Origin of the sequence: Streptomyces sp. S186 (assembly GCF_051603415.1) — a bacterium.
Taxonomy (GTDB): domain Bacteria; phylum Actinomycetota; class Actinomycetes; order Streptomycetales; family Streptomycetaceae; genus Streptomyces.
Window position 1 is genome coordinate 4798273 of the sequence record NZ_CP193932.1, and the last position, 23270, is coordinate 4821542.

The window sequence follows — 23270 nt, forward strand, 5'->3', positions numbered from 1 at the left end:
GGCCTAGTCCCTGTTGGCCGCTGGTGGAGCGGCCGGGGTAAGCCTACTGGGTCACCGGGGTGCTCGTCGCGGAGGTAGCACGAGACGTCGTCGGAAGCCCAATGTGATTACGCACCGTGATGCCCCTCTGTTCGCTCTTGCAGCGTGATGCGTGCCAGAGTCTCCTTGAGCTGGGTTTCGCCGCCGGGGTGGGGTACTGGCTCCCAGATGATGCCTGTGGCATCGCAGAGCCGCTGCACCAGCTGTTCAGCTTGCCTTGTTTCGTGACGGCGTTCGCCCTTGCCGTCCTTCGTGATCCACCACACCGCAGTGGTTGTGGTGCGCCCCGGGGGGACGATGAACTCTCCGCGCCAGGTCAGCTTTCCGCGACTCTGTAGTAGGTTCAGCTGCTTGCCGAGGTGCTCCTGCCGGGCAATCTTGTACGGCGGCATCAGGCTGGGCATTAGGGCCTCCTGGCAGTGGTCCACGCGGGCCGGAGAGACCCGTCCCGGGGATCATGCCGCAGTTGCCCGGTTCAGGTCGGTTGGTTGGCCAGGGGTGGAGGTAGCGGGTGAGGCTGTTCTGGGCGAGGGCGAAGCCAAGCATGACCAGTGTCTGCTGCCTGGAGCCGTATGCGATCATCCGGCGGTTCCATAAGGTGGCGTCGAGCTGGGCGTTGATGCTTTCGGCATCTGGTCTCCATCGGTAGCAGTGCCGGTATCCGTCGGTGTCAGGTGGGTGCTGACGAAGGTGCTCAGCCCGATTGAAGCCACGTCGGGTGTCCTCGACGGTGCTGTCCACGCGAAGACGGTATTCGTTGCCGCAGGGCAGCCGCAGCAAGTGATACCAGCGGGTGCGTCCCGGTCGGCCGCGACGTTCGGGCCGCAGGATCGGGCAGCAGGTGCGATGGAGCTCGCCGGTGTCCAGGACCTCGGCTTCGTGAACGGCTCCGTTCTCCGACCAGAGGTCGTGCCGGGCTCCGCAGCGGCAAGAGGTATGTGGGTCCAGGCGGCGGGGTTCGATGCCGTCGTGCTGCGGGGAGACCACCAGCAGCCCGGCTTTCATCAACACATCCCGGTGTTTGCCTCGCAGTGCCCCATCCCAGCACACCCCCGCCAGGCCTGGCAGACGTTGGGCGGCGTCGAGGACCATGGCCACTGCGATGGCGGCCTCGCCGCCGTAGCCGCCGCCAGGCTTCTGGTAGCGGACGTCCAGGATGATGCGGGAGTGCGGGTGGTCGCCGCGGACGGAGACGTGGACAAACTTCGGACCGAACACCGGATGTCCGCCCTCGTCGTCCCCGCCCTCGTGGTGCCACCCCGAGCCCGGATCCCGGCGTCGAAGCTTGGCCTTCGGGGCTGCCGGCCTCTTTCTTTTTCCCTGCTTCTTGGTCTTCTTCTTGCGTTCGCGGCGGCTGCGGATGGGAGAGGCGGGAACGGTCCCGTCACCGACGGCGAACCTGGTTCTGGGAGGGGTGGTGAGCGGGTGGGTGCCGTCGTCGGCGGCATACCCGGTCTCAACCGCCTGGTTAGCCGCCAACGCACGGAAGGATTCCTGGAGTTGGGGAAGGTGGTCGCGCAAGCGCCTGGAATGCCAGTTCCACTGGTTCCGCGAAGGACCGTGGGCAGGCAGGGCAAGCGCGGCTGCCGGTCCCAGACAGGCAGCCACTCCCTTGCGCATCAGGCTCCAGTAGAGCGGGGAAGCCGTCGCAGCTGCGGCCTTGCGGGCCGAGCCGAAGATCCCTAGCAGCCCGGCGAAGAGAACCCAGACATAGTCGGGGAACTCCGCCGGCCTGCCTGGGCTGCCTTCCCGCTGGGCGGGGAGAGCATCGGCCATGCGGTAGACGTCCAAGTTCGCGGCCAGCGCCGTGACACGGTCGACGTCGAGGATCGTCACCCCGCCCTTGCTGCCTCCTGCCAGCCCGTCTACGGGTTCGACTTCCTTCATGGCCTGGCTCTCAGGCATTCCGGGGCGATGCGGTGTCCGGCACCTGCCAGCAGTAGCCGATCAGCTCCGCTGTCCGGTCCAGTGAGGCGATGCCCAGTACCCGCGCGGCGTCTTCAATCCTTCCCGTGGCGCGGAAAGCCGCCAGCGCCGGATGCGCGGTGATGGAAGCGGGCCGGAGCGATGGGTCATCGCCGAGACCGGCACGGATGAGGACGTCGCGCAGGGTCGTGCAGACACGTGCCTGCCGCTGAGCGGGGCTTCCGCCCTCGGTTCCGACCATTGGTAGATGAGGGTGCGCCAGCAGCGAGATCCGGCGGGCCAACACTGTCTTGGCCCAGGGATCCAGCGTTAGGCGTCGGGGCCGTGTGCGGGCAGTGCCCGGCGCGTCGACGAATCCGTGATCGAGATCGACATGCGCGGATAGGACGTCGCTGATCTCGCCGGAGCCGAGCCCGCAAAGGGCGAGCGCGCAAGTGGCTGCGTGCCGGGTCGCGGCCTCGGTCAATTGCGCGAAGTGCCGTACCAAATCAGCCTCTTCGTCCTCCAGCGGGCGGATGTGCCGCTCCGGGCGGGGCGGGAGCGTGACGTCCATGACCGGATCGGCGTCCGCCAGCAGCAGGTGGCGTGCGGTGCGGAAGAAGCAGCGCAGCACTGAGCGGCGCAACCGCTGTGTCGCAATGGCCGCCTCAGCCACCTGCCCGTGGCGGGAACGTCCGCGGGCGCCGATGAATGCCGCGGCCAACTGCGTGTCCACGTTCGCCAGTTCCTCCACTCCGTGAGCGGAGGAGAATCGGGCGAAGCGGTTGACGAGGGCTGTGAACCTCTCCTCTGTCTGCGGCGACATCGCCCCGGCTTCTACCGCCTTCTGCCATGTGTGGGCAACCAGGTCGACCGCCTCGCGGATGGTTCCGCGCGTGCTCATCGCGGGCCACCACCGCTTGTGCAGCGGCAGCATGAGCTGCCCGGGGATCTGGATGCCTTCACGATGCCTCGTGTCACGAGGGATGTGCTGCCCAGCGCGAGTCTGGCGGGCAGACTTCGGTGCCTCGGATCGCCGGTTCGGCTGACGCGTGCCCCAGACGTGTTTGAGCGCATCAACGCCGGTGTCGGCGGGGATCTCCCCGCCGACACCGCACGTTTCTATACCTCCCACGGAGGTCGCCCGGAGATCCAGGCGATAGCTTCACGAATCACCTTGGCTGTGAGGAAAAGCCACGCGGTCACTTCGCGGAGATCGGCAATAGTTTCCAGGATTCTGCTATACGAGCAACCTTCCGGGGTAATGTGGGGAGTGAATGAGGCGCTTGATGGCTCTTCGTTCGGAACGGCCGCCCGGCTGCGAGGACTCTCACTCCTCATGGCACACGGGCGGCCGTTCACATGCTCAGGCGGCGGCTGTTCGATTCGCTCCGAAGGGGGGTCGGGTGACCCGGTCATCGGCATCCTCCATGGTGGGAGGCGGCCCGCCGGATGCGGGACCGCCGGGACCGGCGGCTTTGTGACCGCCGGAGCTTTCGGGGGCGTCGAGTGTGACGCCGAATAGATCATCGTCCGGGTGCGGCATGTCTTCGCGGCCTGGCACGATGTAGTTCCCGCGGCTCACCTTCCGCAGCTTCGTCGGATTGTTCGACTTCGCCATCGCGCTGATGGCGTTCTGCACGGCCTTGCGGAAGTCCGGGTAGCCGGTGTGGTCGAAGTCGGCGGCGTCGCGCAGCGCTTCGAAGACGAGTTGGGGGGTGAAGTACTTGTGCGTGCTGGCCTGCAGGAACTCGCGGATGGCGGCTCGCAGGTCACCCGCGCTGGAGGGCGCGTCAGCCGGACGCGGCTCCTTGTGGCCCAGCCGGGAGAGAAACAGCTCCCAGTCGACGGTCGCCGGCTTCGCACCCGGGTCGGCCATCAGCAGCAGGCTGACGAGCAGATCGGCGGCCGCTCGTAGTCGCTTCAGGGCCTCGCGGTCGAAGGCATCGTCGCCGACGGCTGCCAGCATCACAACGCTCTGGGCGGCTTCGACTACGGATGCCTGCGCGTCACCCACGCGCCGAGCCATCCTGTTCCGCACGACGGACGCGATTGGCGTTTCGCTCTCCACTCCATGCCTCCCTGGTCACGCTGAACGAAATCAGTGTGCCCAGGGAATGGAGACTGAAATGCCGATATCTCAGAATCCGCTTGACTGGCGCTCTATATAGAGCGCCCCGAATGGGATTTTGCAGGTCACGTACGTTGGCAAATATGGCTTGCCAACCTTTTTCTAGTCTCGAACTGCTTCACGAAGCCTTGCGGTCCGCAGGCACCGGAAGGCAGTTGGCCGCTTCGGGGAAGACTTCGATAATCCGCACGAATTCCTCGAAGCATGGCCACCGTGCACCGCTGATGGTCTTGCGTAGCGTGCTGGAGCCGATCTCTAGCATGCTGGCGATCCGTTGCTCGGCTGCCACTGCCGGAGCGGGGCAGTCCCCGTGACTAGCGACGCCTGAAGAGATCTTGCTCCTGAGTAGCCGTGCGAGGCAGACAGCCGCCTTCAGTGAGGCCGGCGCCCCTGCGGGTAGCTTCATGCTGGCGAAGGAAGATTGCCCAGCAACGGCCCTTCCGCCAGGGGTGGACTGCGCCTCCTTGAGTCGCAGGGCCATCGCGAAAGGCGACTCCCTCTGAGGCTTTCCCAAGATCACCGCCATGCGTCAACGAAATGAGCCGACGGACGAGCAACAAGGGCGTCGACACGACGGGCACGCGTTCCGAAACTGCGTCAACTGCGTTCCCTGAAGCGGGAAGCGCCCCCAGTTGGCCTGCGGGAGCCGAATTCCCAACCAGTCCCCGGAGGCGGGGATCGGGGTGAGCCGATCCGGCGATAAGCGTAGCGGATGGTGGTGGGCGGGCGGGTGGGTGTTGGGGTGGGGAGGGGTGCCGGGGTGGTCAGCCGATGTGCCAGCTGAGGGTGCCGTCGGCGGTGGTGAGGGCGGCGAGGAGGAGCAGGTCGGCGGCGCCGAGGGTGAGGCCCAGGAGGGCGCGGCCGCGGCGGGTGGTGCCGCGGGTGAGGGCGAGGGTGCCGAGGACCAGGGCGCAGGGGCCCAGGACGATGTTGAGGACCAGGGTGCCGACCAGGCCCAGGACGAAGGAGGCGATGGCCATGCCGTCGGCCTGGGGGCGGGGGGCGGGCTTCGCCGTGCGCGCCGTGGTTGCCGGGCTGGTGGTGAGCGTGGTCATCGGGTGGTCCCCTCGGTGTGGTGGCGGCGTTCGCGCAGGTAGAAGACGAGCAGCCAGGCGGCGATGACGGCGGCCGCGACGAGGGTGACCGGGACGGGGAGGTGCGCCGCGGTGCCCAGCGCGATCCCCATCAGGAGGAGGGCTGCGACGAGGAAGAGCATGGTCTGCCTTTCCGGGGCGGTTGCGGGGCCGGTTCCGGGGCGGGCCCGGTAGGGGCTCGGTGAGGGCCCGGTGAGGGGCGTTGGCGGAGCGCGGCCGGGAGAAGTGTGGGAGAGGAGGGAGGTGTGAGGGAGTTTGAGAGGACAGTTGTTCACTGACTTGTTCAGTGTACGACCGTGGGTGGATGGATTGGTTCGGAGAACGGTTGTTTACTGGATGACATGAGTCACAGTGTGGGCGGAGTCCGTCAGGCGCAGAAGCAGAAAACCCGTCAGGCGCTGCTGGATGCGGCGCTCGGGCTGCTGGAGGAGCAGAGTCTGAGCAGTCTCGGGCTGCGCGAGGTGACCCGGGTGGTGGGCATCGCCCCGACCGCGTTCTACCGGCACTTCCGGGATCTGGGGGAACTGGGCGTCGCGCTCGTCGAGGAGGCGCTGGGCAGCCTGCACGCGATGGTGCGCGCGATCCTGGCCGAACAGGACGCGGCGGAGGAGCGGATAGACCGGACGGTCGCGGTCGTCGAGCGGCATGTGCGGGAGCACCCCGCGCATGTGCGGTTCGTGGCGCGGGAGCGGCGCGGCGGGGTGCGGGCCGTGCGGCACGCCATCGCCGGGGAGTTGGACCGGTTCGTCGAGGAGGTCGCCGCGGCGCTCAAGTCCCAGCCGCTGTCGGACGGTTGGCGGGACGACGACGTGCGGATGCTGGCCGAGCTGTACGTCGACCGGCTGGTGACCACCGCGGGGGAGCTGCTCGACGCCCGGGAGGAAGGGGGCGAGGAGGCGGCCCGGCGGGTGGTGTGGCGCGCCCGGCGGCAGCTGCGGCTGATCAGTATCGGCCGCCGGCATTGGGGGGAGGAGGGAGGTGAGGGAGGCTGAAGGGCAGCGGGGCGCGGGCCGGGGTGGTGCGGATGCGGTAGGTGCCGTCGGTGTTCTCGGTGAGGACGGTGATGCTGACGCCGCTGATCCGGTCGGTGAAGGTCTCGCCGGGCCGGAAGGTGGCGTCGGTCAGGTCCGCGTCCACATAGCGGTCGTCGGTGTAACAGCCCTCGCTGTGCGGGGTGCCGTCGACGACGCGGATCGGGGCGCGTCCCGAGGGGACGTCGGTGGCCACGCGGTAGACGAGGATGCCGGGGCGGCAGACGACCGGGTCCAGCAGGCCACTGGCCCGGGCCTCGACGACGTACGCGCTGTGCGGACCGGTCGGAATCACGACGATCTTGGTGCCGCCGGGGGTGGAGATCGGTGTGAGGACGTGCTCGGAGGGCGCCCCGCCAGCCGGTGCGCAGTGCACCTGGCCGGGGTTGAGCCAGCCCATCTTCCACTTGTGCCAGCCCATGAAGTCGTTGGTAGGGCCCCAGTCCTCGTCCATCGGGTCCCAATGGCCCACCGGGGTGGAGCCGCTCCGCTCGTCCGTGTAGTAGAGGTCGGGCAGGCCGAAGGAGTGCGCGTTCTCGTGGTTGAGGACCCGGAAGGCGCTCAGGCCCGTCTGCCGGCTCCAGATGAACGAGACGTTCCGGAACGGCGCCCCACGGGTGGTCTTCAGCCCCAGGTCGGAGCCGCTGAAGGTGACCGACAGGACCGAGTCGGTGGCCGCCGGCCCCGCGTTGGGGGCCGTGATGACGTTGACGACGTCGTAGTCCCGGAAGTCCACGAACGGGTCCACGGCGTGCACCAGCTCCTGGGAGAGCGCGTGGTAGCCGCGCTTCGAGGACGGATCGAAGCTGGCGTCGCGGGTGATGCCGTACGCCGCCAGCGGGTGCGCCATGCGGATCCAGCGGAAGAGGGGCTTGGGGACGTACGTCAGCCTGCCGTACGAGCTGGTGCGGAAGTAGTCCGTCACGGCCGGGAAGAACTCGGCGAAGCGGGCCATGGGGGAGAGGCCGGCGGGGGCGTCCGGGAAGTCCACGAAGAGGGTGAGGGCCCTCACGGTGCCGAAGCCGTGCGCGAAGCCGGCGGGGGTCGGGGCCGCTTCGGAGACGTCGTCGGTGATGCCGTGGAGCGCGCAGGGGCCGTTGGGGGACGTCCCGGTGGGTGTACGGGGGGCGCCGGGGCGGACCACGGTGGGCTTCGCGGCACCGGCGGCACCGGCGGTCCCGGTGGGGGGCGGCAGAGGCTTGACGCTGGGAGCCGGCGGTACGGGGGTGAGGGGTGCCGGGGGCGGGGGCGGTGCGGCCGTGGCATCGGGGGGTGCCGCCAGGGTGGTGGCGGCGGCCGCGCAGGCGGCGGTCGCGGCCAGGGCGGCGCAGATCTTGTGCGTCAGGGTGCGCATGGCTCTGCCTTGAGCGTGCGGGCCCCGGCGGTTCGGCGGGCCCCGGCGGTTCGGGCGGGTGCCTTCTGCCTCATGGTGTTCAGCCTGCGGCGGGGGATGGTCGCCCGCGCGTGGGGGTGCGTCAAATGGAGGGGTGGGGTGGTGCGGAGGGATGGCGGGGGTGGGCCGGGTCGGGCTGGGGCGCGTTGAGCGGGGCTGCGCTGGGTCGCACCGTGCCGGGCCCCGCTGTGTCGCGCCGTGTTGCGTCGCGTTGCCCGTGTGCCTCACCTCACATCCGGGCCGGGAAATATCCGGGGAGTGGATCCCCGTTTAGCTCGATGTCGGGTGAAGCGGGGAGTCGTTCCCCGGTTCCGAGGGTGTGGTGTGTGACGCGATGAGCGACGTGACGCGCGGCGCGATGAGTGACGTGACGAGTGACGCCATGAGTGGCACGACGAGCGACGTGATGAGTGACGTGATGAGTGGCGAAGGGAGTGTGCCGACGTGACCGGAGTGGCGCGGGTGAAGAGTGAGCAGCCGCGGCTGCGGGCCGACGCGGTGCGCAACCGGGAGCGGATCATCGCCGCCGCGCGGGAGACGATGGTCGAGTTCGGCGCCGAGGTGTCGTTCGATGAAATCGCTCGACGCGCGGGCGTCGGCAATGCGACGCTTTATCGTCACTTCGCGGATCGCCACGAGTTGATCCATCACGTCACGCTCTCCGTCATGTCCCGTATTGCGGACCGTGCGGAGCGCGCCCTCGCCGAGGAGCCGGATGCCTTCACAGCGCTGCGGCGCTTTGTCCACGACGCGGTGGAGGAGCGGATCGGGGCACTGTGCTCGCTGCTCTCCGACGGCATCGACCCGGCCCACCCTGATCTGCTCGCAGCGCGCGAGCGCCTGGACGCGGCCGTGCTGGCCGTCATGGGCGCCGCGCGCGACAGCGGCCGGCTGCGCACCGACATCGCCGTCGGTGATCTGATGGTCGCGCTCACCCAGCTCACCCGCCCGCTGCCGGGGTGGGGGTCCTCCCTCCGGGCGGAGTCCGGGGGAGGCTGTCCCGACTTCGACCAGTTCGTGCACCGGCATCTGCAGCTGTTCCTGGACGGCCTGCAGGCCCCTGCCCGGTCCGAACTCCCCGGCACCGCCGTCACGTTGGAGGACCTGAGGCGCCGCTGACCACGAGCCGCGGCGGCCGATGAGGGGGGCGGGGCCGCCACGGAGTGCTCACGGCGTCTGGGCCGGCCGCGTCCAGAACTTCCAGATATTCCAGATCTTCCTCCTTCTTCCCGTACCTCTGCCACGTTCCGTTACGCACCACTAGGTGGACCTCGTCATGTCTGAAACCGCCCCGTCCGTCGATCCAAGGCGCTGGAAAGCGCTGATATTCATCGCCCTCGCGCAGCTGATGGTCGTCCTCGACTCGACGATCGTGAACATCGCGCTGCCGTCCGCCCAGAAAGCCCTGGACATCAGCGACGCCAACCGCCAGTGGGTCATCACGGCCTATGCGCTGGCCTTCGGCGGACTGCTGCTGTTCGGCGGTCGGCTCGCCGACCTCTGGGGCCGGCGCCGGACCTTCCTGATCGGCCTGGTCGGCTTCGCGGTGGCCTCCGCGCTCGGCGGGGCCGCGGCCAACGAAATGATGCTGCTGGGCGCGCGGGCGCTGCAGGGCGTCTTCGGCGCGCTGCTGGCGCCGTCCGCGCTGTCGCTGCTGGCGGTGACGTTCACGGAAGCTCGGGAGCGGGCCAAGGCGTTCGGCATCTTCGGTGCGATCGCCGGTGGCGGTGCCGCCCTCGGGCTGCTCCTCGGCGGTGTGCTGACCGAGTACCTGGACTGGCGCTGGACGTTCTTCGTCAACATCCCGATCGCCGTGATCGCCGCGGCCGGTGCCGTACTGGTCATCCGCGAGCCCGCCGAGGGCCGCAACCGCTCCCGGCTGGACGTCCCCGGCGTCGTCCTGGCGTCGCTCGGCCTGGTCTCGCTGGTCTACGCCTTCACCCGGGCCGAGTCCGACGGCTGGCTGGCCGGGGTGACGCTGGGGCTGTTCGCCGCGGCCGCCGTGCTGCTCCTGGCGTTCGTCCTGGTCGAGTCGAAGGTGGCGTCGCCGCTGCTGCCGCTGCGGGTGGTCGCCGAGCGGAACCGCGCCGGCGTCTACGCCTCCCTCGGCCTGGCCGTGATCGGCATGTTCGGCCTCTTCCTGTTCCTGACCTACTACCTCCAGATCGTGAAGGGCTACACGCCGGTGGCGACCGGCCTGGCCTTCCTCCCGATGGTCGCGGGCATGATCACCGGCTCGACGCAGATCGGCGCCCGGCTGATGACCCGTGTCCGGCCCCGGCTGCTGATGGCGCCCGGCTTCGCGCTCGCCGCGCTCGGCATGGTGGTGCTGACCCAGATCGACCTGGACACGTCCTACCCGGCGCTGATCCTGCCCGGCTTCGTCCTGATGGGCCTGGGGATGGGTACCGCGTTCATGCCGGCCATGTCGCTGGCCACGCACGGGGTCCAGCCGCGCGACGCGGGCGTCGCCTCCGCCATGGTCAACACCTCGCAGCAGGTCGGCGGCGCGATCGGCACCGCCCTGCTGAACACCATCGCGGCCAGTGCCACCACCGCCTACGCCACCGCGCACGCGGCCGGTGCGCGCTCGGTGGACCTGCTCAAGCTCCAGTCGATGGTGCACGGCTACACCTCCGCCATCTGGTGGGCGGTGGGCATCCTGGCCCTGGCGGCGGTGATCGCCTTCACGCTCGTCAACACCGGGCGGCCGGGCGCCGGTTCGCCGGCGGCCTCGTCGGACGGTGGCGCGACCGCCGACGCCGAGAACGGCGCACAGATTCCGGTGATGGTGCACTGAGGCCGGAGTCGGAACCGGTGGCCGTACGGGCGGGCGGCCACCGGGGCGGCCACCGTGCTCCGGTGCGCCCCTGTGGGCCCCGGTGCGCCCCGGGCGTCGGCCTTCCTTCGCTCCGCTGAGCGTCAGCGGAGCCAGGGGAGGTCGGCGCCCTGCGGTTGGAGGCCGTCGGCGATCACACAGCAGATCTCGTCGAGTTGGCCGATCTGCTCCGGGGTGAGGCGGTCGAAGATCGCGGCCCGGACCGCGTTGACGTGTCCGGGCGCGGCCTTCTCCAGGACCCGCAGCCCCTCGTCCGTGAGGTAGGCGTTCTGGCCCCGCTTGTCGGACGGGCAGTTCTCGCGCCGGACCCAGCCGTTCTTCTCCAGACGGGCGACGGCGTGCGAGAGGCGGGACCGGGTGATCTTGGCGTTCTGGGCCAGCTCGGTCATCCGCATCCGGCGCCGCGGTGCGCGGGAGAGCTGGACGAGCAGGCCGTAGTAAACGTGCGGCATCCCGGCGTCGCGCTGTAGCTGGCGGTCGAGGTGGTCCTCCAGGAGCGTGGTGGCGTGGAGGTACGCCTGCCAGGCGTGCTGCTCCTCGTCATCGAGCCAGCGCGGCTCGGTCGTCGCGGGTTCGTTGCTCATGCCATCCACTCTCTCACCGCTTCGAGAGTTATTGAATATTTAACAATGAGGGTCCGGTGGGGGACGAACGGAGAACGAAGACGAACGGAGAACGAAGGGGAACGGAGGGGCTGCCCTCCGGTCGGGGTGGGGCAGCCCCGGGGCGGGCGCAAAGGGGACGCCGCGCGGGGTGGCGGGTGCCGTCGCGGAACGGTGGAACGGTGGTAACGCCAGTGTGCCGCCACCAAGCCGTTATGTCGGTAATGTCGGCGCCATTTCTCGGTCAGGTAGCGCACCGGACGGCGCACCGGCCCCGCTCCCGGTCGGCCGGTCTGCCGCCTGCCGGACCGTTCTGCCGCCCCCGGACCGTTCGCCGCCCGCCGGCCCGGTCAGTCCTCTCCCGGCGTGATGAGCTCCAGGGAGCGGAGCGCGGACCGCAGGGCGCGGTCGTCGCCGTCTGCGGTCCAGGAGGCCACGTCGAGGGCGGTGTCGGTCAGCTTGATCGCATGCGCGTCGCCGTGTGCGGCGGCCCGTTCGAAGACCTCCTCCGGCGTGAGCGGACCCGTGGTGAGCTCCGGCAGCGGTGTTTCGGGGCTGTAGACGGAGGCGAGGGCGGCGCTCGCCGTCCAGGCGGCGCCGAGCGACGGCGCCCACAGTTCGCGGGGGAGCGCCGGGAGGGTGCGCAGGACGGCGTTCGGGGCGGTGGCCGCGTGGACCAGCAGGACCCCGTGGCCGTGACCGTAGTCGAGATAGTGGTGGGTGGCGGCCCGTACCAGCGCGGTCAGCTGCTCGCGGGCCTCGTCGGGGTTCTGCGGCGCGCGCAGCGACTCGGCCGCGGCCAGCCATCCCTCCGTACCGGGCAGCTGGGCCAGCCCGTCGATGACGGTCGCCTGCTGGTTGGGGACGCGCGGGAGGGCGGCCAGCGCGTCGGCGGGGGCGGTGGTGCCGCTGGGTCGTACGGACATCGGCAGGGTGGCGTGCCGCGCCGCCCAGTAGCCGAGGGCGTGCGCCAACTCCGCGACCCGCGGCTCCTCTTCGCCCTGCTCCAGGAGGGTGCGCACGGCGTGGCCGACCCGGATCACCGGGTGGGTGGCGGCGCCCGCGATGCCGGGCAGCAATCGCGGCCACCACTCCACGAGCACCTCGCGCCAGGGGCGTTCGGCCACCTGGCGGGCCATGTACGCGGTCCAGTCGGTGACCCGGCGCGGATCGCCCAGCGCCTCCTGCCAGTTGGCATCGGTGATCGTCGTCTGGCGGCTCGGTACGTCCTCCAGGCGGGCGGCGTAGTCGTCGAGCCAGCGGTGCACGGCCGCTGCCTGGCCGTGCCGGATCAGCGCCTCGACGGCCATCGGGGCGTGGTTGCTGAGGTATCCGTTGAACTCGGGGCCGGTGGTGTGGAGTCGTTCCAGGGCTTCGTCGAGGGTGCCGCTCGTCGTATCCATGCCCCGAGGCTAGGTACGGGCTCGGGGGCCGGGTAACGGACCGCGGGCCGATCCTCGACGGGCCGGTGGGACTACGGCGTTGGTCCTACGGACCGGGGTCGATTGCGGGTGGTTGGGGGCCCGGATGCGGGCGTACGGGCGTGGCCGCGGGCGTTGTCAGTGGCGGGTGGCACGCTGAAGTCGAGGGGTTCGGAGGGTGGTTGGACGGAACCACGGAGACGGAACCACGGAGTCGGAATACCGGACAGGAGGTGTCGGGTATGGGCGGGAACCTGGTCGCCATGACGAGCGACAGCGAGCTTGAGAGCAGGCAGGCGAGCAGGCAGGAGGGCACGCATGAGAGCACGTATGAGAACGGGCGGGGGAACGGGCATGCGGACGGGCGCGGGAGCGGCGCGGCCGGGTGGGCTGTCGTGGAGGCGGCGGTGCCGGAGTTCGCGGCGGCGGTGCGGGGGCGGTTCGGGTCGTATCGGCATCACGTCCTGGCCACGCTGCGCAAGGACGGTGCCCCGCGGCTGAGCGGACTGGAGGCGGACTTCCGGCACGGCGAGCTGTGGCTGGGCCTGATGATCGGCTCGCGCAAGGCGCTGGACCTGCGGCGGGACCCACGGTTCGCACTGCACGCCAATCCCGGCGGCGGGACGGATCTGGCCGAAGGCGACGTACGGGTCGCCGGCCGGGCGGTCGAGGTGACCGACCCCGGACTGAAGGCGCGGTATGCGGCGGCGGTGAAGCCCCCGGAGCCGTTCCACCTCTACCGGGCGCTGCTGACGGAGGTGGTGCGGACGTCCACCGAGCCGCCGTTCCTCAAGCTGGAGATATGGCGGCCGGGCCGGCCCCTGCGGACGATACGACGGACGTCGGACGAGGCCGCACCGAAGCACCCGGAGGCCCTGGAGTAGTCGGAGGTCCCGCCCTCCCACTTCGACCCCGTTCGGTCAGCCGACCGTGCGGCCGCGGGAGCGGCCGTCGTCCGGTTCCAGGTGCCAGCTGATGATGCGCCGCGGATGGATCCGGATCACCTCGTTACTGAAGAACTCCGGTGCCGTCGGCGGGGCGTCGAGGGTGAGCAGTTCGGCGCGGCCGCGGATCTCTACACCGCGGCCCCAGCCGGGCGCGATCGGATCGTCGTCCGGGGCCATGTCGTCGACGACGAGCGAGACGTCGGGGCGGGCCTGCGCGTTGCGGTACTTCTGGCTGCGGCTGAGTGCCGGCCCGCCGATGTCGAGGGTGTCGTCGTCGTTGAGGACGAAGCCGACCGGGCGCACCTGCGGCCCGCCGTCCGGGCCGGTCGTCGCCAGGCGGGCCAGTGGCTGGCCGGCGAGGTAGGCGCGCTCCTTCGGGGTGAAGAGCGGGCCGGCGGCGGCCGGGGAGGGCGTGGTGGCGGTCTCCGGTGTGTGCGCGGGGCCGGGCGGCGTCCGGTCAGGGTGCGGTGGCGGTGTCTTTGTCGTTGACATGGGAGGGAGGCTAGGACCTCAAGTGCGATTGAGGGCAAGGGGATTGAGGGCAAGGGGGTTGATCGCGGAGTTCGGCGCGCCGGGCGCAGCGCACGTTGGTTCCGTGCGCCGCGCGCGGCATGTCGGTCGCGCGCGGCATGTCGGTTCAGCGTCAGTGTGCCGTCAGTGTGCGGCGTGGGGGACGTGGGGGCGTCGGGGCGTGTGGGCGCGGCGCGGGCGGTGCAGGCCGTGCGGCTCGCGGTCGCGATGGGTGCGGAAGACGTAGAGCGAGGCGATGAACATCACCCCGAACATCACCAGTCCCCAGACCGTCGACTTCAGCACCGAGGGAGTGCTGCCGCCGAGGGAGTAGAGCCAGCCCATCGACGCACCGAAGAGCGCGCCGTACGCCAGGGCGCGGGTCTCGGTGAGCATCGTCGCCTGGAAGTGCACCAGGGTCACCCCCAGCACCCCGGTGACCACGGCCGCGATCAGTCCGAGGAGCGCGGCCTGGCCGCCCTTGGCGCCGTTGGTGTGGTCCATCCAGATCGTGTAGCAGCCGAAGCAGAGCGCCGCGATGATCGGGAGCACCAGGGCGGGCCGCATGCGGCGGGCGGTCGCCTCGGGGGCGGCGCGCTCCACGGGGCCGACGAGTGTTGCGCCGTGTTCCGGCTCGACGGTGCCGTGCGAGCGGGCGGCCCGGGCCTCGGGCCGCCACTCCCCGCCGGTACGCGGGTCGCGGTGCGCGTGCGGGTCCATGACGGGCTCCTCTCGTTCGCCCTTTCCTGTCCAGGCGACACCCGGGTGTGGACGGCGTCAACTGGATCAGCCCTTGCCCAGACGGAACCCTGCCCGGACTCCTCACGTCAGTGCCAGCGGTGCTACCGCGCTACCGCAGGTCCTTCTGGTACCACGCGACGTCCCAGTAGCGGCCGAACTTCCGGCCCACCTCCGTGAACGTGCCGATGTGCTGGAAGCCGAAGCGCGCGTGGAGCCGGGCGGAGGCCACGTTGGGCTGGGCTATCCCGGCGTAGGCGCGGTGCACGTCCTCGTCGGCCAGCGCTGCGAAGAGCGCCGCGTAGAGCAGCGTGCCGACGCCCCGGCCGGCGGCGTCCGGCGCGCAGTAGACCGTCGTCTCCACGGAGGTCGCATACGCGCCCTTGGGACGGAACGGGCTGCTGGTGGCATACCCGAGCAGGTGGTCGTCGCCGTCCCGCGCAACCAGAAGGCGGTGCGGGCCGTCTTTGGGGTGGGAAAGCAACCACGGGCGACGTCGCTCGGGGCTGAAGGGCTCCGTGTCGAATGTGATGGGCGTCTCACGAATGTAGTGATTGTAAAGATCCGTAAGGGCTGTGAGGTCCGTCTCGGCACCCGCTCTGACCTGCACGTCCCCCTGCTCAGGCGGCATCTGTCCTCCCTCGTGGCGGTGCAGGGTACTGCATGATCAGAAAAATAGGGGCGCGGCATGGGAATTCTGTCCGGATTCCAGCCGTTGTTTCCTTCGGACGGGTCAGCCGGTCGCCACTGGCAGTCCACAGACCGATGATCCGCTCCGTTGTCCCGCGACCGACTCAGCGCAAAGGGAGCATCCGCATGGCAACCCGTGCCGTCGCCCGTCGTCAGGCCAGCACCGCCGGCTCTGACGAGGCCAACAGCGTTCGCGCAGCAGGCGGAGACATCGCCGACCGCGACCTGGTGGGCATGTATCTCGACGAGATCGCGCGCACGCCACTGCTGGACGCCGCCAAGGAGGTGGAGCTGTCGCAGACCATCGAGGCCGGGGTCTACGCCCAGCAGATCCTGGACGGCGAGATCACCGACACCGAGGCCGCGGGCGCGAGCCGCGCGGAGCTCGAGGCGCTCGCCGCCGAGGGCGAGCGGGCCAAGGACGTCTTCATCCGGTCCAACCTCCGCCTGGTCGTCGCCGTGGCCCGCCGTTATCCGCGCTCCGGCCTGCCCCTGCTGGATCTGATCCAGGAGGGCAACGCTGGCCTGGTGCGTGCCGTCGAGAAGTTCGACTACGCCAAGGGCTTCAAGTTCTCGACGTATGCGACGTGGTGGATCCGCCAGGCCATCACCCGTTCCATCGCCGATCAGTCGCGCACGATCCGGCTCCCCGTCCACCTCGTCGAGGAGCTCGGCCGGATCCGCCGGGTCCAGCGTGAGTTCAACCGCGAGAACGGCCGCGACCCGGAGCCCGAGGAGGTGGCCGGCGAGCTGGGGTCCACGGCGTCCCGCGTCACCGACGTCCTGGACTGGGCCCGCGACCCGGTCAGTCTCAACATGTCGGTGGACGACGACGGCGACACCCAGTTCGGCGACCTGCTGGAGGACACCTCCGCCGCGTCCCCCGAGCAGTCCGTGCTCACGCTGCTGCGCAGCGAGGAGCTGGAGGATCTGATCGACCGCCTCGACCAGCGCACCGCGTCGATCATCAAGGCGCGCTACGGCATCGAGGACGGCCGCGAGCGCACGCTGACGGAGGTCGGCAAGCAGCACGGCCTGACCCGTGAGCGGATCCGCCAGATCGAGAAGCATGCGCTGCTGGAGCTGAAGCGGATGGCGCGCGACACCGGATTCGACGCGGCGGCCTGAGCCGCCGCGGCGTGCCGTGAGCGCGGCGTGACGTGACGTAGCGCGCGCGTGCGCGTCGGAGTGCCCTGAGGGGGCGGTGCAGCGCCGGCGCGGGATGTCGGCGGAATGTGTTGTGGATGGGGCGAGCCCCGATGCCGTGGTGGCGTCGGGGCTCTTGTGCGTGCGGACATATCGGCGCTCACCGACGCGGCGCGGATCGCCGGGCGGGCACCCACCGTGAGGTAACCACCCACTCACAGGTAACCACCCACTAATTAGTGGGTACTTGTACGGAACTGCGCCCCCGCCAAGACTGATCACCAGGAGCTCGACCAGAGACGAGCAAAGGTCAGCAAGACCTCAGCAAGAGATCAGTACGAGAGATCAGTACGAGAAAGCGGCGGGAGCGTAGTTCCGTTATGGCGGCGGGGAATTCGATGGAGCACTCGGTGGGAAACGCGGCGCGGAAGAACGTCACCGTGCTGGGCCTGGGAGACATGGGTACGGCCCTGGCGGCGGCGCTTCTCGCGGCCGGTCACCGGGTGACGGTGTGGAACCGTACGGCGCGCAAGGCCGACGCGCTGGTGGAAAAGGGCGCCCGGCGCGCGCTCACTCCGGCCGAGGCGATCGCCGCGGGCGAAGTGGTGATCGTCTGCATTCTGGACTACGCCGCCGTCGGCCCGCTGCTGGCCGACGACGGTGCAGGTGAGGCGCTCAAGGGCCGGGTCGTGGTCAATGTGACCAACGGTTCGCCGGCCGAGGCACGGGAGCTCGCGGAGCGGGTTTCCGGGCTCGGCGCGGACTATCTCGACGGCGGCATCATGGCCGTCCCGGAAATCATCGGGCAGCCGCAGGCATTTGTGCTCTACAGCGGCGCCGAGGACGCTTTCCGGGCGCATCGCGAAGTGCTGGACGCCTTCGCCCGCAGCGTCTATCTGGGGACGGACCCGGGCCTGGCGCCGCTCAACGACCTGGCGCTGCTGAGCGGAATGTACGGCATGTTCGGCGGTTTTCTGCACGCGGCCGGCCTGGTGCGTTCGGCGGGCGGCAACGTCGCGGAATTCACCCGGGAACTCCTGGTCCCGTGGCTGCGGGCGATGGCCGACAACCAACTGCCCGCGATGGCGGAGCAGGCGGACTCCGGGGATTACGGCGCCACTGGCTCCAACCTCGCCATGCAGGTCTCGCACGATGCCATCGGTGACGTCAGCCGGGCGCAGGGCGTCAGCACGGAGCTGTTCGGCCCGCTGTGGGAGCTGATGAAGCGGCGGGTGGCGGACGGCCACGGTGCGGAGAGCGTCGGGGGAGTGCTGGAGCTGGTCCACCCCAGAGAGGGCCGGGCGTGACGCCGTCCCGATAGGGCGAGCCCCCGGGCTCGCCCCTGACGCACAAGCGACGCACAAGAGGCGGTGACCGCTTCTCCTTCCGGGAGAGCGGTCACCGCCTCGTATGCGTCGTATGCGTCAGCCGGCCGGCCGTCAGGAGCGGCTGCCGGCCGTCAGGAGTCGCTGCCCGCCGTCCACTCCGACCACGACATGTTCCAGCCGTTGAGGCCGTTGTCGGGCTGGACGGTCTTGTCCTTGGAGTTCTTGACGATGACCACGTCGCCGATCAGCGAGTTGGTGTAGAACCACTTGGCCGGGGTGTCGCCACCGCCGCCCTTGTTGTCCTCCAGGCCCACACAGCCGTGGCTGGTGCCGGTGCGGCCGAAGATCGACGAGTTGCCCCAGTAGTTGCCGTGTATGAAGGTGCCGGACGACGACAGCCGCATGGCGTGCGGCACGTCCTTGATGTCGTACTCGCCGCCGAAGCCGACCGTCGAGCCGTCCATCCGGGTCTGCTCGAACTTCTCCGAGATCACCATCTGGCCGTTGTAGGTCGGGTGGTCGGGGCTGCCGCCGGAGATCGGGATGGTCTTGATGACGTTCCCGTCCTGCTTGACGGTCATGGTCTGGGTGTTCATGTCCACCGTGGAGACCTGCGAGCGGCCGATGGTGAAGGACACCGTCTTGGACTGCACACCGGTGATGCCCGGGCCGCCCTTCACCCCGTCCAGGTCGATCTTCATGGTGACCTTGGAGCCGGCCTTCCAGTAGTCCTCCGGCCGGAAGTCCAGCCGCTGGTTGCCGAACCAGTGGCCGACGACCTTCTGGCCGCTGCTGGAGGTCACCGTGATGTGGGACCGGACATCCTTCTGGTTGGCGATCGGCTTGTCGAAGTTGAACGACACCGGCATGCCGACGCCGACCTTCTGGCCGTTGTCGGGCGTGAACGAGCCGATGAAGCTGTTCTTCGAGGAGACCGTGGTGAAGGTCGCGTTCTCGGTCGCCGGGCGGCCCTTGGCGTCCTTGGCGTTCGCCACGAGCCTGTACTTGGCGCCGCGGTCCAGCGGTGCGCCGGGCTTCCAGGAGGTGCCGTCCGGCGATATGGCGCCGGCGACGTCCTTGCCGGTGTCGACGGCGGTGAGCTTGACGTTCGTCAACTTGCCGCCGGTGACCTTCACTCCGGTGTCGTTGATGCTGGCGTTGGTGGCGCCGTCCTTCGACGAGACCTGGATCTTGGCGTCGGAGGCGTCCTTGGCGGCCGCGGCGTCCGCCCCGGCCTGCCCGTTCTTGCCGTCGCCCTGGCCCGCCTCGGCGTCGCCGCCGCAGGCCGTCAGCGACAGCGCACCCGCGGCGAGCAGCGCGGTGAGCGCCAGGGCGCGGCGGGTACGGCGGGTGCGGCGGGGTGCGGCGGAATCGCGTGACTCGGTCTGAAGCTGCTGGTGGGCGGTGCGGGACGGGGCGGGCGAGGGGTTGTCCAGCGATGTCACGAGCTGCTCCATACAGGGGTGTTGTGATTCCGTGCTGGTAAACAGCACCTACGGGTGGATTTGGTTGCGGGTGCGACCATGTTGTGACGAAGGTCACATTCGCGGCGGCAGGGGTCGGTCGCCCGGCCCTGACAGCCAGGTTCGCAGTGCCGTGCCGTCTTCGTCCAGGCCGGACGGCGCCGTCGGTTGTACCACCGGCGTGCCCGACAGGCGCAGCGGGCCGGTGACTTGGGGAATCCGGCCCGGGCCGACCGGAACGACCGGGTCCAGCCCCGGCCGTGCCGCCAACTCCAGCGCCTCGGAGAGGCTGTTGACCGGCCCGCACGGCACCCTCTGCGCCTCCGCCTTCAACGGCGTCCCGCCGGGCTCCCCGGTGATGCTCATCGGCCCGCCCACCGCGGCCGCCGCCGCGTCCCCGGGGTCCGCCAGGTCGAGCGCCAGGCCCCGCTCGGAGCGGTTGGCGGCGTCGAAGTACGCGGCGGTCCCGTCGGAGGAGGGAAGGGGCGCCCAGGTGTCCAACGCCGGTCGCGAGGGTGCGCCGGTGCGTCCGATGGCGTGGTGCCGGTGGACGGGCCCGGGGAGCTCACGGGCGGTCCGCGACACACGCGGCGGGCGCACATGTGGTGTCGGGAATGCGGTGAAATGTCATAGGAGATGTGTCACTTCGGGATTTGTGGCCCAAGATCCCCTGTTGGAAGGCCAGACGTGTGGTGTCTACTGGACCCAGGTGTTCTGTCCACGGAGATCCGTCGGAAGCGCCCTAGCCCAGCGCCCACTTGTTCGGGAGGAACAGCATGCTCCCCTCCGTTTCGATTCTCCAGCAGATCGGCCTAGGCGTTCTGCTGGTCATCGTCGTCCTCTGGGCGGTCGGCCTGATCAGACTGACCCGCCGCGGGCACTACGGCACCAGCGCCCCGTTCCCCTTCCGGAGGCGTGCGCCTCGCGCCCGGATCCGGCTCGACGCCGTACCGCGCCAAACGGGGCCCGGCGGGCCCGCCTCGGAGAACGTCGACCTCACCCCCGCCGAACGGCAGGCGTTCGACGACCTCGTGCGGCAGCTCAGCAGCCGCAGTTGATCTCCCGTCAGCCGGGCGCGCCGGCCCTCCGGCGCGCCCGGCTCACCGCACCGGCCCCAGCTTGAGCAGCGCCAGCGCCGCCAGCATCTGCACCGACACCGCGGCCGCCGACTTCCGCGTCGGCAGATGGTGCTGACCACGTATGAGCAGCACCGCGAGGAAGTAGCCGAACCCCCATGTCGTCCACGTCGCGGCCTGCACGAACGTGGAACTCGCCGGCAGCCACGCCGCGATGAGCAGCCGCGGCAGGTCCGTCACCCAGAAGAGCACCACGAACAGGCTCGCCGTCGGCGCGAACCGCCCGTTGCCGCCGAGCGTCCGCGCTATCGCGTGGGTGACCACCCCCAGCCCCAGACTGGCCAGCAGCACCCCCGCCTCGGCCATCCCCGCCAACTGCAGCGCCGCCGTGGGACCGGCCGCCCACTGGGCGCGGAACGCGTCCACCGACACGATCCCGATCCCGCCGCTGATCAGGCACAGCAGCACCGCCGCACTCCACGCGCTGCGGTCCCGCGCCTCGTCGAAGACCTCCACCGGCCGGTACCAGAGCCCGAATATCAGCCGGTGCCACCACAGCCGCCGGCGCGGCGCGGGCTCCCGGCGGGCCGGCGCGGGCGGCGCGGGCGGCGCCGGCTGCACCAAAGTGGGCGGCGGCGGAGGCGGCTGGGCGGCCGGGGGCGCGGCGGCGCGCCGGCCGCGCCGCGAGGGCGGAGGTGTGGGGGGCGGCGATGCGGACATACGGCCGTTTCTACCACCGGCCGAGCCGGTACGACGCGCGGGCGTCGGACGGAACATGAGACCGACCGCGCCACCCGGATGAGACGCTCGACCGGTGACGCTTCAGACACCGGAGCACGACGAGGCACACGGCGGCGGCCTCGGCAGCCGCCTCAACTGGCTGCGCGCGGCGGTCCTCGGGGCCAACGACGGGGTGGTCTCCACCGCCGGACTCGTCGTCGGCGTCGCCGGCGCCACCGACTCGCGCAGCACACTGCTGACGGCCGGACTCGCCGGACTGCTGGCCGGCTCGATGTCCATGGCCGCCGGCGAATACGTCTCGGTCTCCACCCAGCGCGACTCCGAGAAGGCCGCACTGGCCCTGGAGAAGCGCGAACTGGCCACCGAACCGCAGGCCGAACTCGTCGAACTGACCGGACTCCTGGAGAGCAAGGGCCTCAGCGGCGAACTGGCGCAGGAGGTGGCCGAGCAGCTGACGGCCCATGACGCGCTGCGCGCCCACGCCGAGGTGGAGCTCGGCATCGACCCCGACGAGCTCACCAACCCCTGGCACGCCGCGGGCGCCAGCTTCCTCGCCTTCACCGCGGGCGCGCTGCTCCCGCTCCTGGCGATCGTGCTGCCGCCGGCCGGCCAGCGCCTGTGGATCACCGTTCTGGCGGTCCTCGGGGCCCTGACCCTGTGCGGCTGGACCAGCGCCCGCCTGGGCACCGCCCCCGTCGGCCCGGCGGTCCTGCGCAACGTGGCCGGCGGCGTCCTGGCCATGGCCGTCACCTACGTCGCGGGGACCCTCCTGGGGGCGGTGGGAGCCTAGGGCGTGTCCGATGGGTCATGGCCGGGGTCGCGGCGTCTGGCACGGCACCTCGCCGCGTTGCCGAAACGTCCCGATAGCTCCGCTATCAAGACGCTCCGGCGCCTTGCGATGCTCCCCCATGCCCTGAACGGGCACGGGAGGTACCCCCATCCTCAGACGCCGCGACCTATCCGCCCCTGACCCATCGGACACGCCCTAGGTTCCCTGGCTTCCACCCGGCCCGGTCGCCCCGTACAGCTCGGTGTAGGACGGGAAGCGGCCGCCGGGGCCGTCCACCGGGGTGGCGGTGCGGGCGGCCTTGACGACGGCCCGGGTCACGACGTCGGCGCCGGTGGCCAGGAGGTCGTTCAGGACGCCCGCTTCCAGGTGGACGGCGAAGACGGGGTCGGCCAGGGCCTCCGCCTCGGTGAGCGGCCGGGCGCCGGTGGCCAGCGTGAAGACCGTGTCGCCGTCGTTGAGGAGGTGGACGGGGCGCAGCGCGCGGGCCAGGCCGTCGTGGGCGGTGCCGGCGAGCTTGTGGGCCTGGGCCCGGGTGAGGACGGCGTCGGTGGCCACCACCGCGAGGGTGGTGTTGAGCGGCGGGTGGACGGAGGCGGCCGACCGGGCCGCGGAGAGCTGCCGGGCCTCGGCGAGGCGGCGCCGGGCGGCCGCGTGGACCTCGGGCGCGGGGAGCGGTCCGGGCGCGCCGTAGAGGGCGCCGGTCCGCGGGTCGGCGAAGGAGCCGGCGGAGTTGACGGCGGCCAGCGCGGCGATCGTTATCCCGGAGGGCAGGACGGCGCTGGCGGTGCCCACGGCGCCCTTGAGGCCGCCCGCGACCGCGCCGGTGCCGGCGCCGACGACGCCCTGGGGGACGGGCGCACCGGGCGCCGTCCGGGCGGCCTCCTCGACGGCGGCGCGGCCCAGGGCGGCGTCCGGACGGGCCCGCCAGTCGCCGCCGCGCCCCAGGTCGAAGAGGGCGGCGGCGGGGACGACGGGGACGACCTGGGCCGGGTCGGGGCCGACCCGGAAGCCCCGGCCGTGCTCCTCCAGCCAGCCGACGACACCGGACGCGGCGTCAAGTCCGAACGCCGAGCCGCCGGTCAGCACGACCGCCTCGACACGCTGGACGAGGTTGCGGGGGTCGAGGGCGTCGGTCTCCCGGGTGCCCGGGCCGCCGCCGCGCACGTCGACCGCCGCGACGGCGCCGCCCTCGGGGGCCAGGACGACGGTGGTGCCGGTGAGCCAGCCGTCGCCGATGCGCTGGGCGTGGCCGACCCGGAGGCCGGGGATGTCGGTCAGGGCGTCGCGCGGGCCCGGGGGGTGCGGGACGTCCCCGCCCCCCGGATACCGCTGGTGCTGCCGCGTGTCGGTCATGGGGCATGCGTACCACGCGGGCCCCGCCCGGTG

24 protein-coding genes are annotated in these 23270 nt (G+C 70.8%); 8 read left to right on the forward strand and 16 right to left on the reverse strand.

Annotated features, from left to right (window positions below; genetic code table 11):
• Positions 1 to 246: 246 nt before the first annotated feature.
• From ACRAS8_RS20745 to ACRAS8_RS20770, 6 genes are all read right to left on the reverse strand, one after another.
• Positions 247 to 1926 carry a hypothetical protein gene (locus ACRAS8_RS20745; protein ID WP_438487490.1) on the reverse strand — a complete coding sequence of 560 codons (1680 nt, stop codon included), beginning with the start codon at positions 1924 to 1926 and terminating at the stop codon, positions 247 to 249.
• A 10-nt stretch (positions 1927 to 1936) separates the two neighbouring features.
• Positions 1937 to 2881 carry a tyrosine-type recombinase/integrase gene (locus ACRAS8_RS20750; protein ID WP_438487491.1) on the reverse strand — a complete coding sequence of 315 codons (945 nt, stop codon included), beginning with the start codon at positions 2879 to 2881 and terminating at the stop codon, positions 1937 to 1939.
• Positions 2882 to 3310: 429 nt separating this feature from the next.
• Positions 3311 to 3961: a hypothetical protein gene (locus ACRAS8_RS20755; protein WP_233658728.1), complete on the reverse strand. Its 651-nt coding sequence runs from the start codon at positions 3959 to 3961 to the stop codon at positions 3311 to 3313.
• Between the two features lie 232 nt (positions 3962 to 4193).
• The gene (locus ACRAS8_RS20760; RefSeq protein WP_233658727.1) at positions 4194 to 4364 is read right to left on the reverse strand and encodes a hypothetical protein; all 171 of its coding nucleotides are present in this window, start codon (positions 4362 to 4364) and stop codon (positions 4194 to 4196) included.
• Between the two features lie 475 nt (positions 4365 to 4839).
• Complete coding sequence (locus ACRAS8_RS20765; protein WP_438487492.1) at positions 4840 to 5130, reverse strand: hypothetical protein; 291 nt, start codon at positions 5128 to 5130, stop codon at positions 4840 to 4842.
• Positions 5127 to 5291 (reverse strand): hypothetical protein, encoded by a 165-nt coding sequence (locus tag ACRAS8_RS20770; protein ID WP_438487493.1) that lies wholly within the window; start codon positions 5289 to 5291, stop codon positions 5127 to 5129. The genes ACRAS8_RS20765 and ACRAS8_RS20770 overlap by 4 nt, the downstream gene beginning before the upstream one ends.
• A gap of 219 nt (positions 5292 to 5510) precedes the next feature.
• Between ACRAS8_RS20770 and ACRAS8_RS20775 the strand changes: the two genes are divergently transcribed.
• Positions 5511 to 6161 carry a TetR family transcriptional regulator gene (locus tag ACRAS8_RS20775; protein ID WP_438487494.1) on the forward strand — a complete coding sequence of 217 codons (651 nt, stop codon included), beginning with the start codon at positions 5511 to 5513 and terminating at the stop codon, positions 6159 to 6161.
• On the opposite strand, the gene ACRAS8_RS20780 is transcribed toward ACRAS8_RS20775, so the two are convergent.
• The gene (locus ACRAS8_RS20780; protein WP_438487495.1) at positions 6112 to 7554 is read right to left on the reverse strand and encodes a M6 family metalloprotease domain-containing protein; all 1443 of its coding nucleotides are present in this window, start codon (positions 7552 to 7554) and stop codon (positions 6112 to 6114) included. The two genes, ACRAS8_RS20775 and ACRAS8_RS20780, sit on opposite strands and share 50 nt — an antisense overlap.
• A gap of 483 nt (positions 7555 to 8037) precedes the next feature.
• Here ACRAS8_RS20780 and ACRAS8_RS20785 point away from each other — a divergent pair, with 483 nt between their 5' ends.
• Complete coding sequence (locus tag ACRAS8_RS20785) at positions 8038 to 8712, forward strand: TetR/AcrR family transcriptional regulator (RefSeq protein WP_438487496.1); 675 nt, start codon at positions 8038 to 8040, stop codon at positions 8710 to 8712.
• A 157-nt stretch (positions 8713 to 8869) separates the two neighbouring features.
• Entirely contained in the window at positions 8870 to 10393 is a 1524-nt protein-coding gene (locus ACRAS8_RS20790; protein ID WP_438487497.1) for an MFS transporter, read from the forward strand.
• A 122-nt stretch (positions 10394 to 10515) separates the two neighbouring features.
• Here ACRAS8_RS20790 and ACRAS8_RS20795 read toward each other — a convergent pair whose 3' ends face one another.
• Both ACRAS8_RS20795 and ACRAS8_RS20800 read right to left on the reverse strand, forming a co-directional pair.
• Positions 10516 to 11016 carry a MarR family winged helix-turn-helix transcriptional regulator gene (locus ACRAS8_RS20795; RefSeq protein ID WP_018538636.1) on the reverse strand — a complete coding sequence of 167 codons (501 nt, stop codon included), beginning with the start codon at positions 11014 to 11016 and terminating at the stop codon, positions 10516 to 10518.
• A 368-nt stretch (positions 11017 to 11384) separates the two neighbouring features.
• Positions 11385 to 12437, reverse strand: a complete 1053-nt coding sequence (locus ACRAS8_RS20800; protein WP_438487498.1) for a questin oxidase family protein — start codon at positions 12435 to 12437, stop codon at positions 11385 to 11387.
• 413 nt (positions 12438 to 12850) lie between these two features.
• Between ACRAS8_RS20800 and ACRAS8_RS20805 the strand changes: the two genes are divergently transcribed.
• On the forward strand, positions 12851 to 13339 hold the full coding sequence (locus ACRAS8_RS20805) for a pyridoxamine 5'-phosphate oxidase family protein (protein ID WP_438490553.1): 489 nt from the start codon (positions 12851 to 12853) through the stop codon (positions 13337 to 13339).
• Positions 13340 to 13375: 36 nt separating this feature from the next.
• On the opposite strand, the gene ACRAS8_RS20810 is transcribed toward ACRAS8_RS20805, so the two are convergent.
• The 3 genes from ACRAS8_RS20810 to ACRAS8_RS20820 all read right to left on the reverse strand — a co-directional run bounded on the left by ACRAS8_RS20810 (position 13376) and on the right by ACRAS8_RS20820 (position 15281).
• Positions 13376 to 13894, reverse strand: coding sequence for a PPOX class F420-dependent oxidoreductase (locus tag ACRAS8_RS20810; protein WP_438487499.1), 519 nt, complete (start codon positions 13892 to 13894; stop codon positions 13376 to 13378).
• A 162-nt stretch (positions 13895 to 14056) separates the two neighbouring features.
• Positions 14057 to 14632 (reverse strand): hypothetical protein, encoded by a 576-nt coding sequence (locus ACRAS8_RS20815; protein ID WP_438487500.1) that lies wholly within the window; start codon positions 14630 to 14632, stop codon positions 14057 to 14059.
• 130 nt (positions 14633 to 14762) lie between these two features.
• Positions 14763 to 15281, reverse strand: a complete 519-nt coding sequence (locus tag ACRAS8_RS20820) for a GNAT family N-acetyltransferase (RefSeq protein WP_438487501.1) — start codon at positions 15279 to 15281, stop codon at positions 14763 to 14765.
• Between the two features lie 185 nt (positions 15282 to 15466).
• Between ACRAS8_RS20820 and ACRAS8_RS20825 the strand changes: the two genes are divergently transcribed.
• Positions 15467 to 16468, forward strand: coding sequence for a sigma-70 family RNA polymerase sigma factor (locus ACRAS8_RS20825; RefSeq protein ID WP_438487502.1), 1002 nt, complete (start codon positions 15467 to 15469; stop codon positions 16466 to 16468).
• Between the two features lie 362 nt (positions 16469 to 16830).
• A complete protein-coding gene (locus tag ACRAS8_RS20830; RefSeq protein WP_438490554.1) occupies positions 16831 to 17793 on the forward strand; it encodes an NAD(P)-dependent oxidoreductase in 963 nt (320 codons plus the stop codon).
• A 152-nt stretch (positions 17794 to 17945) separates the two neighbouring features.
• Here ACRAS8_RS20830 and ACRAS8_RS20835 read toward each other — a convergent pair whose 3' ends face one another.
• Both ACRAS8_RS20835 and ACRAS8_RS20840 read right to left on the reverse strand, forming a co-directional pair.
• A complete protein-coding gene (locus ACRAS8_RS20835; RefSeq protein ID WP_438487503.1) occupies positions 17946 to 19271 on the reverse strand; it encodes a L,D-transpeptidase in 1326 nt (441 codons plus the stop codon).
• 81 nt (positions 19272 to 19352) lie between these two features.
• On the reverse strand, positions 19353 to 19778 hold the full coding sequence (locus ACRAS8_RS20840; RefSeq protein ID WP_438487504.1) for a hypothetical protein: 426 nt from the start codon (positions 19776 to 19778) through the stop codon (positions 19353 to 19355).
• Positions 19779 to 20053: 275 nt separating this feature from the next.
• On the opposite strand from ACRAS8_RS20840, the gene ACRAS8_RS20845 reads away from it, so the two are divergent.
• Positions 20054 to 20335: a hypothetical protein gene (locus ACRAS8_RS20845; RefSeq protein ID WP_438487505.1), complete on the forward strand. Its 282-nt coding sequence runs from the start codon at positions 20054 to 20056 to the stop codon at positions 20333 to 20335.
• 42 nt (positions 20336 to 20377) lie between these two features.
• Here the strand turns inward: ACRAS8_RS20845 and ACRAS8_RS20850 are convergent, their stop codons facing one another.
• Complete coding sequence (locus ACRAS8_RS20850; protein WP_438487506.1) at positions 20378 to 21073, reverse strand: YIP1 family protein; 696 nt, start codon at positions 21071 to 21073, stop codon at positions 20378 to 20380.
• 94 nt (positions 21074 to 21167) lie between these two features.
• On the opposite strand from ACRAS8_RS20850, the gene ACRAS8_RS20855 reads away from it, so the two are divergent.
• Entirely contained in the window at positions 21168 to 21884 is a 717-nt protein-coding gene (locus ACRAS8_RS20855; protein ID WP_438487507.1) for a VIT1/CCC1 transporter family protein, read from the forward strand.
• 195 nt (positions 21885 to 22079) lie between these two features.
• Here ACRAS8_RS20855 and ACRAS8_RS20860 read toward each other — a convergent pair whose 3' ends face one another.
• Positions 22080 to 23237, reverse strand: coding sequence for a P1 family peptidase (locus tag ACRAS8_RS20860; RefSeq protein ID WP_438487508.1), 1158 nt, complete (start codon positions 23235 to 23237; stop codon positions 22080 to 22082).
• Positions 23238 to 23270: the final 33 nt, after the last annotated feature.

Excerpts from the sequence above, each read along its gene's own strand:
- ACRAS8_RS20745 (WP_438487490.1), bottom strand. The coding sequence starts at position 1,926 with ATGAAGGAAGTCGAACCCGTAGACGGGCTGGCAGGAGGCAGCAAGGGC.
- ACRAS8_RS20750 (WP_438487491.1), bottom strand. The coding sequence starts at position 2,881 with ATGCTGCCGCTGCACAAGCGGTGGTGGCCCGCGATGAGCACGCGCGGA.
- ACRAS8_RS20765 (WP_438487492.1), bottom strand. The coding sequence starts at position 5,130 with ATGACCACGCTCACCACCAGCCCGGCAACCACGGCGCGCACGGCGAAG.
- ACRAS8_RS20770 (WP_438487493.1), bottom strand. The coding sequence starts at position 5,291 with ATGCTCTTCCTCGTCGCAGCCCTCCTCCTGATGGGGATCGCGCTGGGC.
- ACRAS8_RS20775 (WP_438487494.1), top strand. The coding sequence starts at position 5,511 with ATGAGTCACAGTGTGGGCGGAGTCCGTCAGGCGCAGAAGCAGAAAACC.
- ACRAS8_RS20780 (WP_438487495.1), bottom strand. The coding sequence starts at position 7,554 with ATGCGCACCCTGACGCACAAGATCTGCGCCGCCCTGGCCGCGACCGCC.
- ACRAS8_RS20790 (WP_438487497.1), top strand. The coding sequence starts at position 8,870 with ATGTCTGAAACCGCCCCGTCCGTCGATCCAAGGCGCTGGAAAGCGCTG.
- ACRAS8_RS20795 (WP_018538636.1), bottom strand. The coding sequence starts at position 11,016 with ATGAGCAACGAACCCGCGACGACCGAGCCGCGCTGGCTCGATGACGAG.
- ACRAS8_RS20800 (WP_438487498.1), bottom strand. The coding sequence starts at position 12,437 with ATGGATACGACGAGCGGCACCCTCGACGAAGCCCTGGAACGACTCCAC.
- ACRAS8_RS20810 (WP_438487499.1), bottom strand. The coding sequence starts at position 13,894 with ATGTCAACGACAAAGACACCGCCACCGCACCCTGACCGGACGCCGCCC.
- ACRAS8_RS20815 (WP_438487500.1), bottom strand. The coding sequence starts at position 14,632 with ATGGACCCGCACGCGCACCGCGACCCGCGTACCGGCGGGGAGTGGCGG.
- ACRAS8_RS20820 (WP_438487501.1), bottom strand. The coding sequence starts at position 15,281 with ATGCCGCCTGAGCAGGGGGACGTGCAGGTCAGAGCGGGTGCCGAGACG.
- ACRAS8_RS20825 (WP_438487502.1), top strand. The coding sequence starts at position 15,467 with ATGGCAACCCGTGCCGTCGCCCGTCGTCAGGCCAGCACCGCCGGCTCT.
- ACRAS8_RS20835 (WP_438487503.1), bottom strand. The coding sequence starts at position 19,271 with ATGGAGCAGCTCGTGACATCGCTGGACAACCCCTCGCCCGCCCCGTCC.
- ACRAS8_RS20845 (WP_438487505.1), top strand. The coding sequence starts at position 20,054 with ATGCTCCCCTCCGTTTCGATTCTCCAGCAGATCGGCCTAGGCGTTCTG.
- ACRAS8_RS20850 (WP_438487506.1), bottom strand. The coding sequence starts at position 21,073 with ATGTCCGCATCGCCGCCCCCCACACCTCCGCCCTCGCGGCGCGGCCGG.
- ACRAS8_RS20860 (WP_438487508.1), bottom strand. The coding sequence starts at position 23,237 with ATGACCGACACGCGGCAGCACCAGCGGTATCCGGGGGGCGGGGACGTC.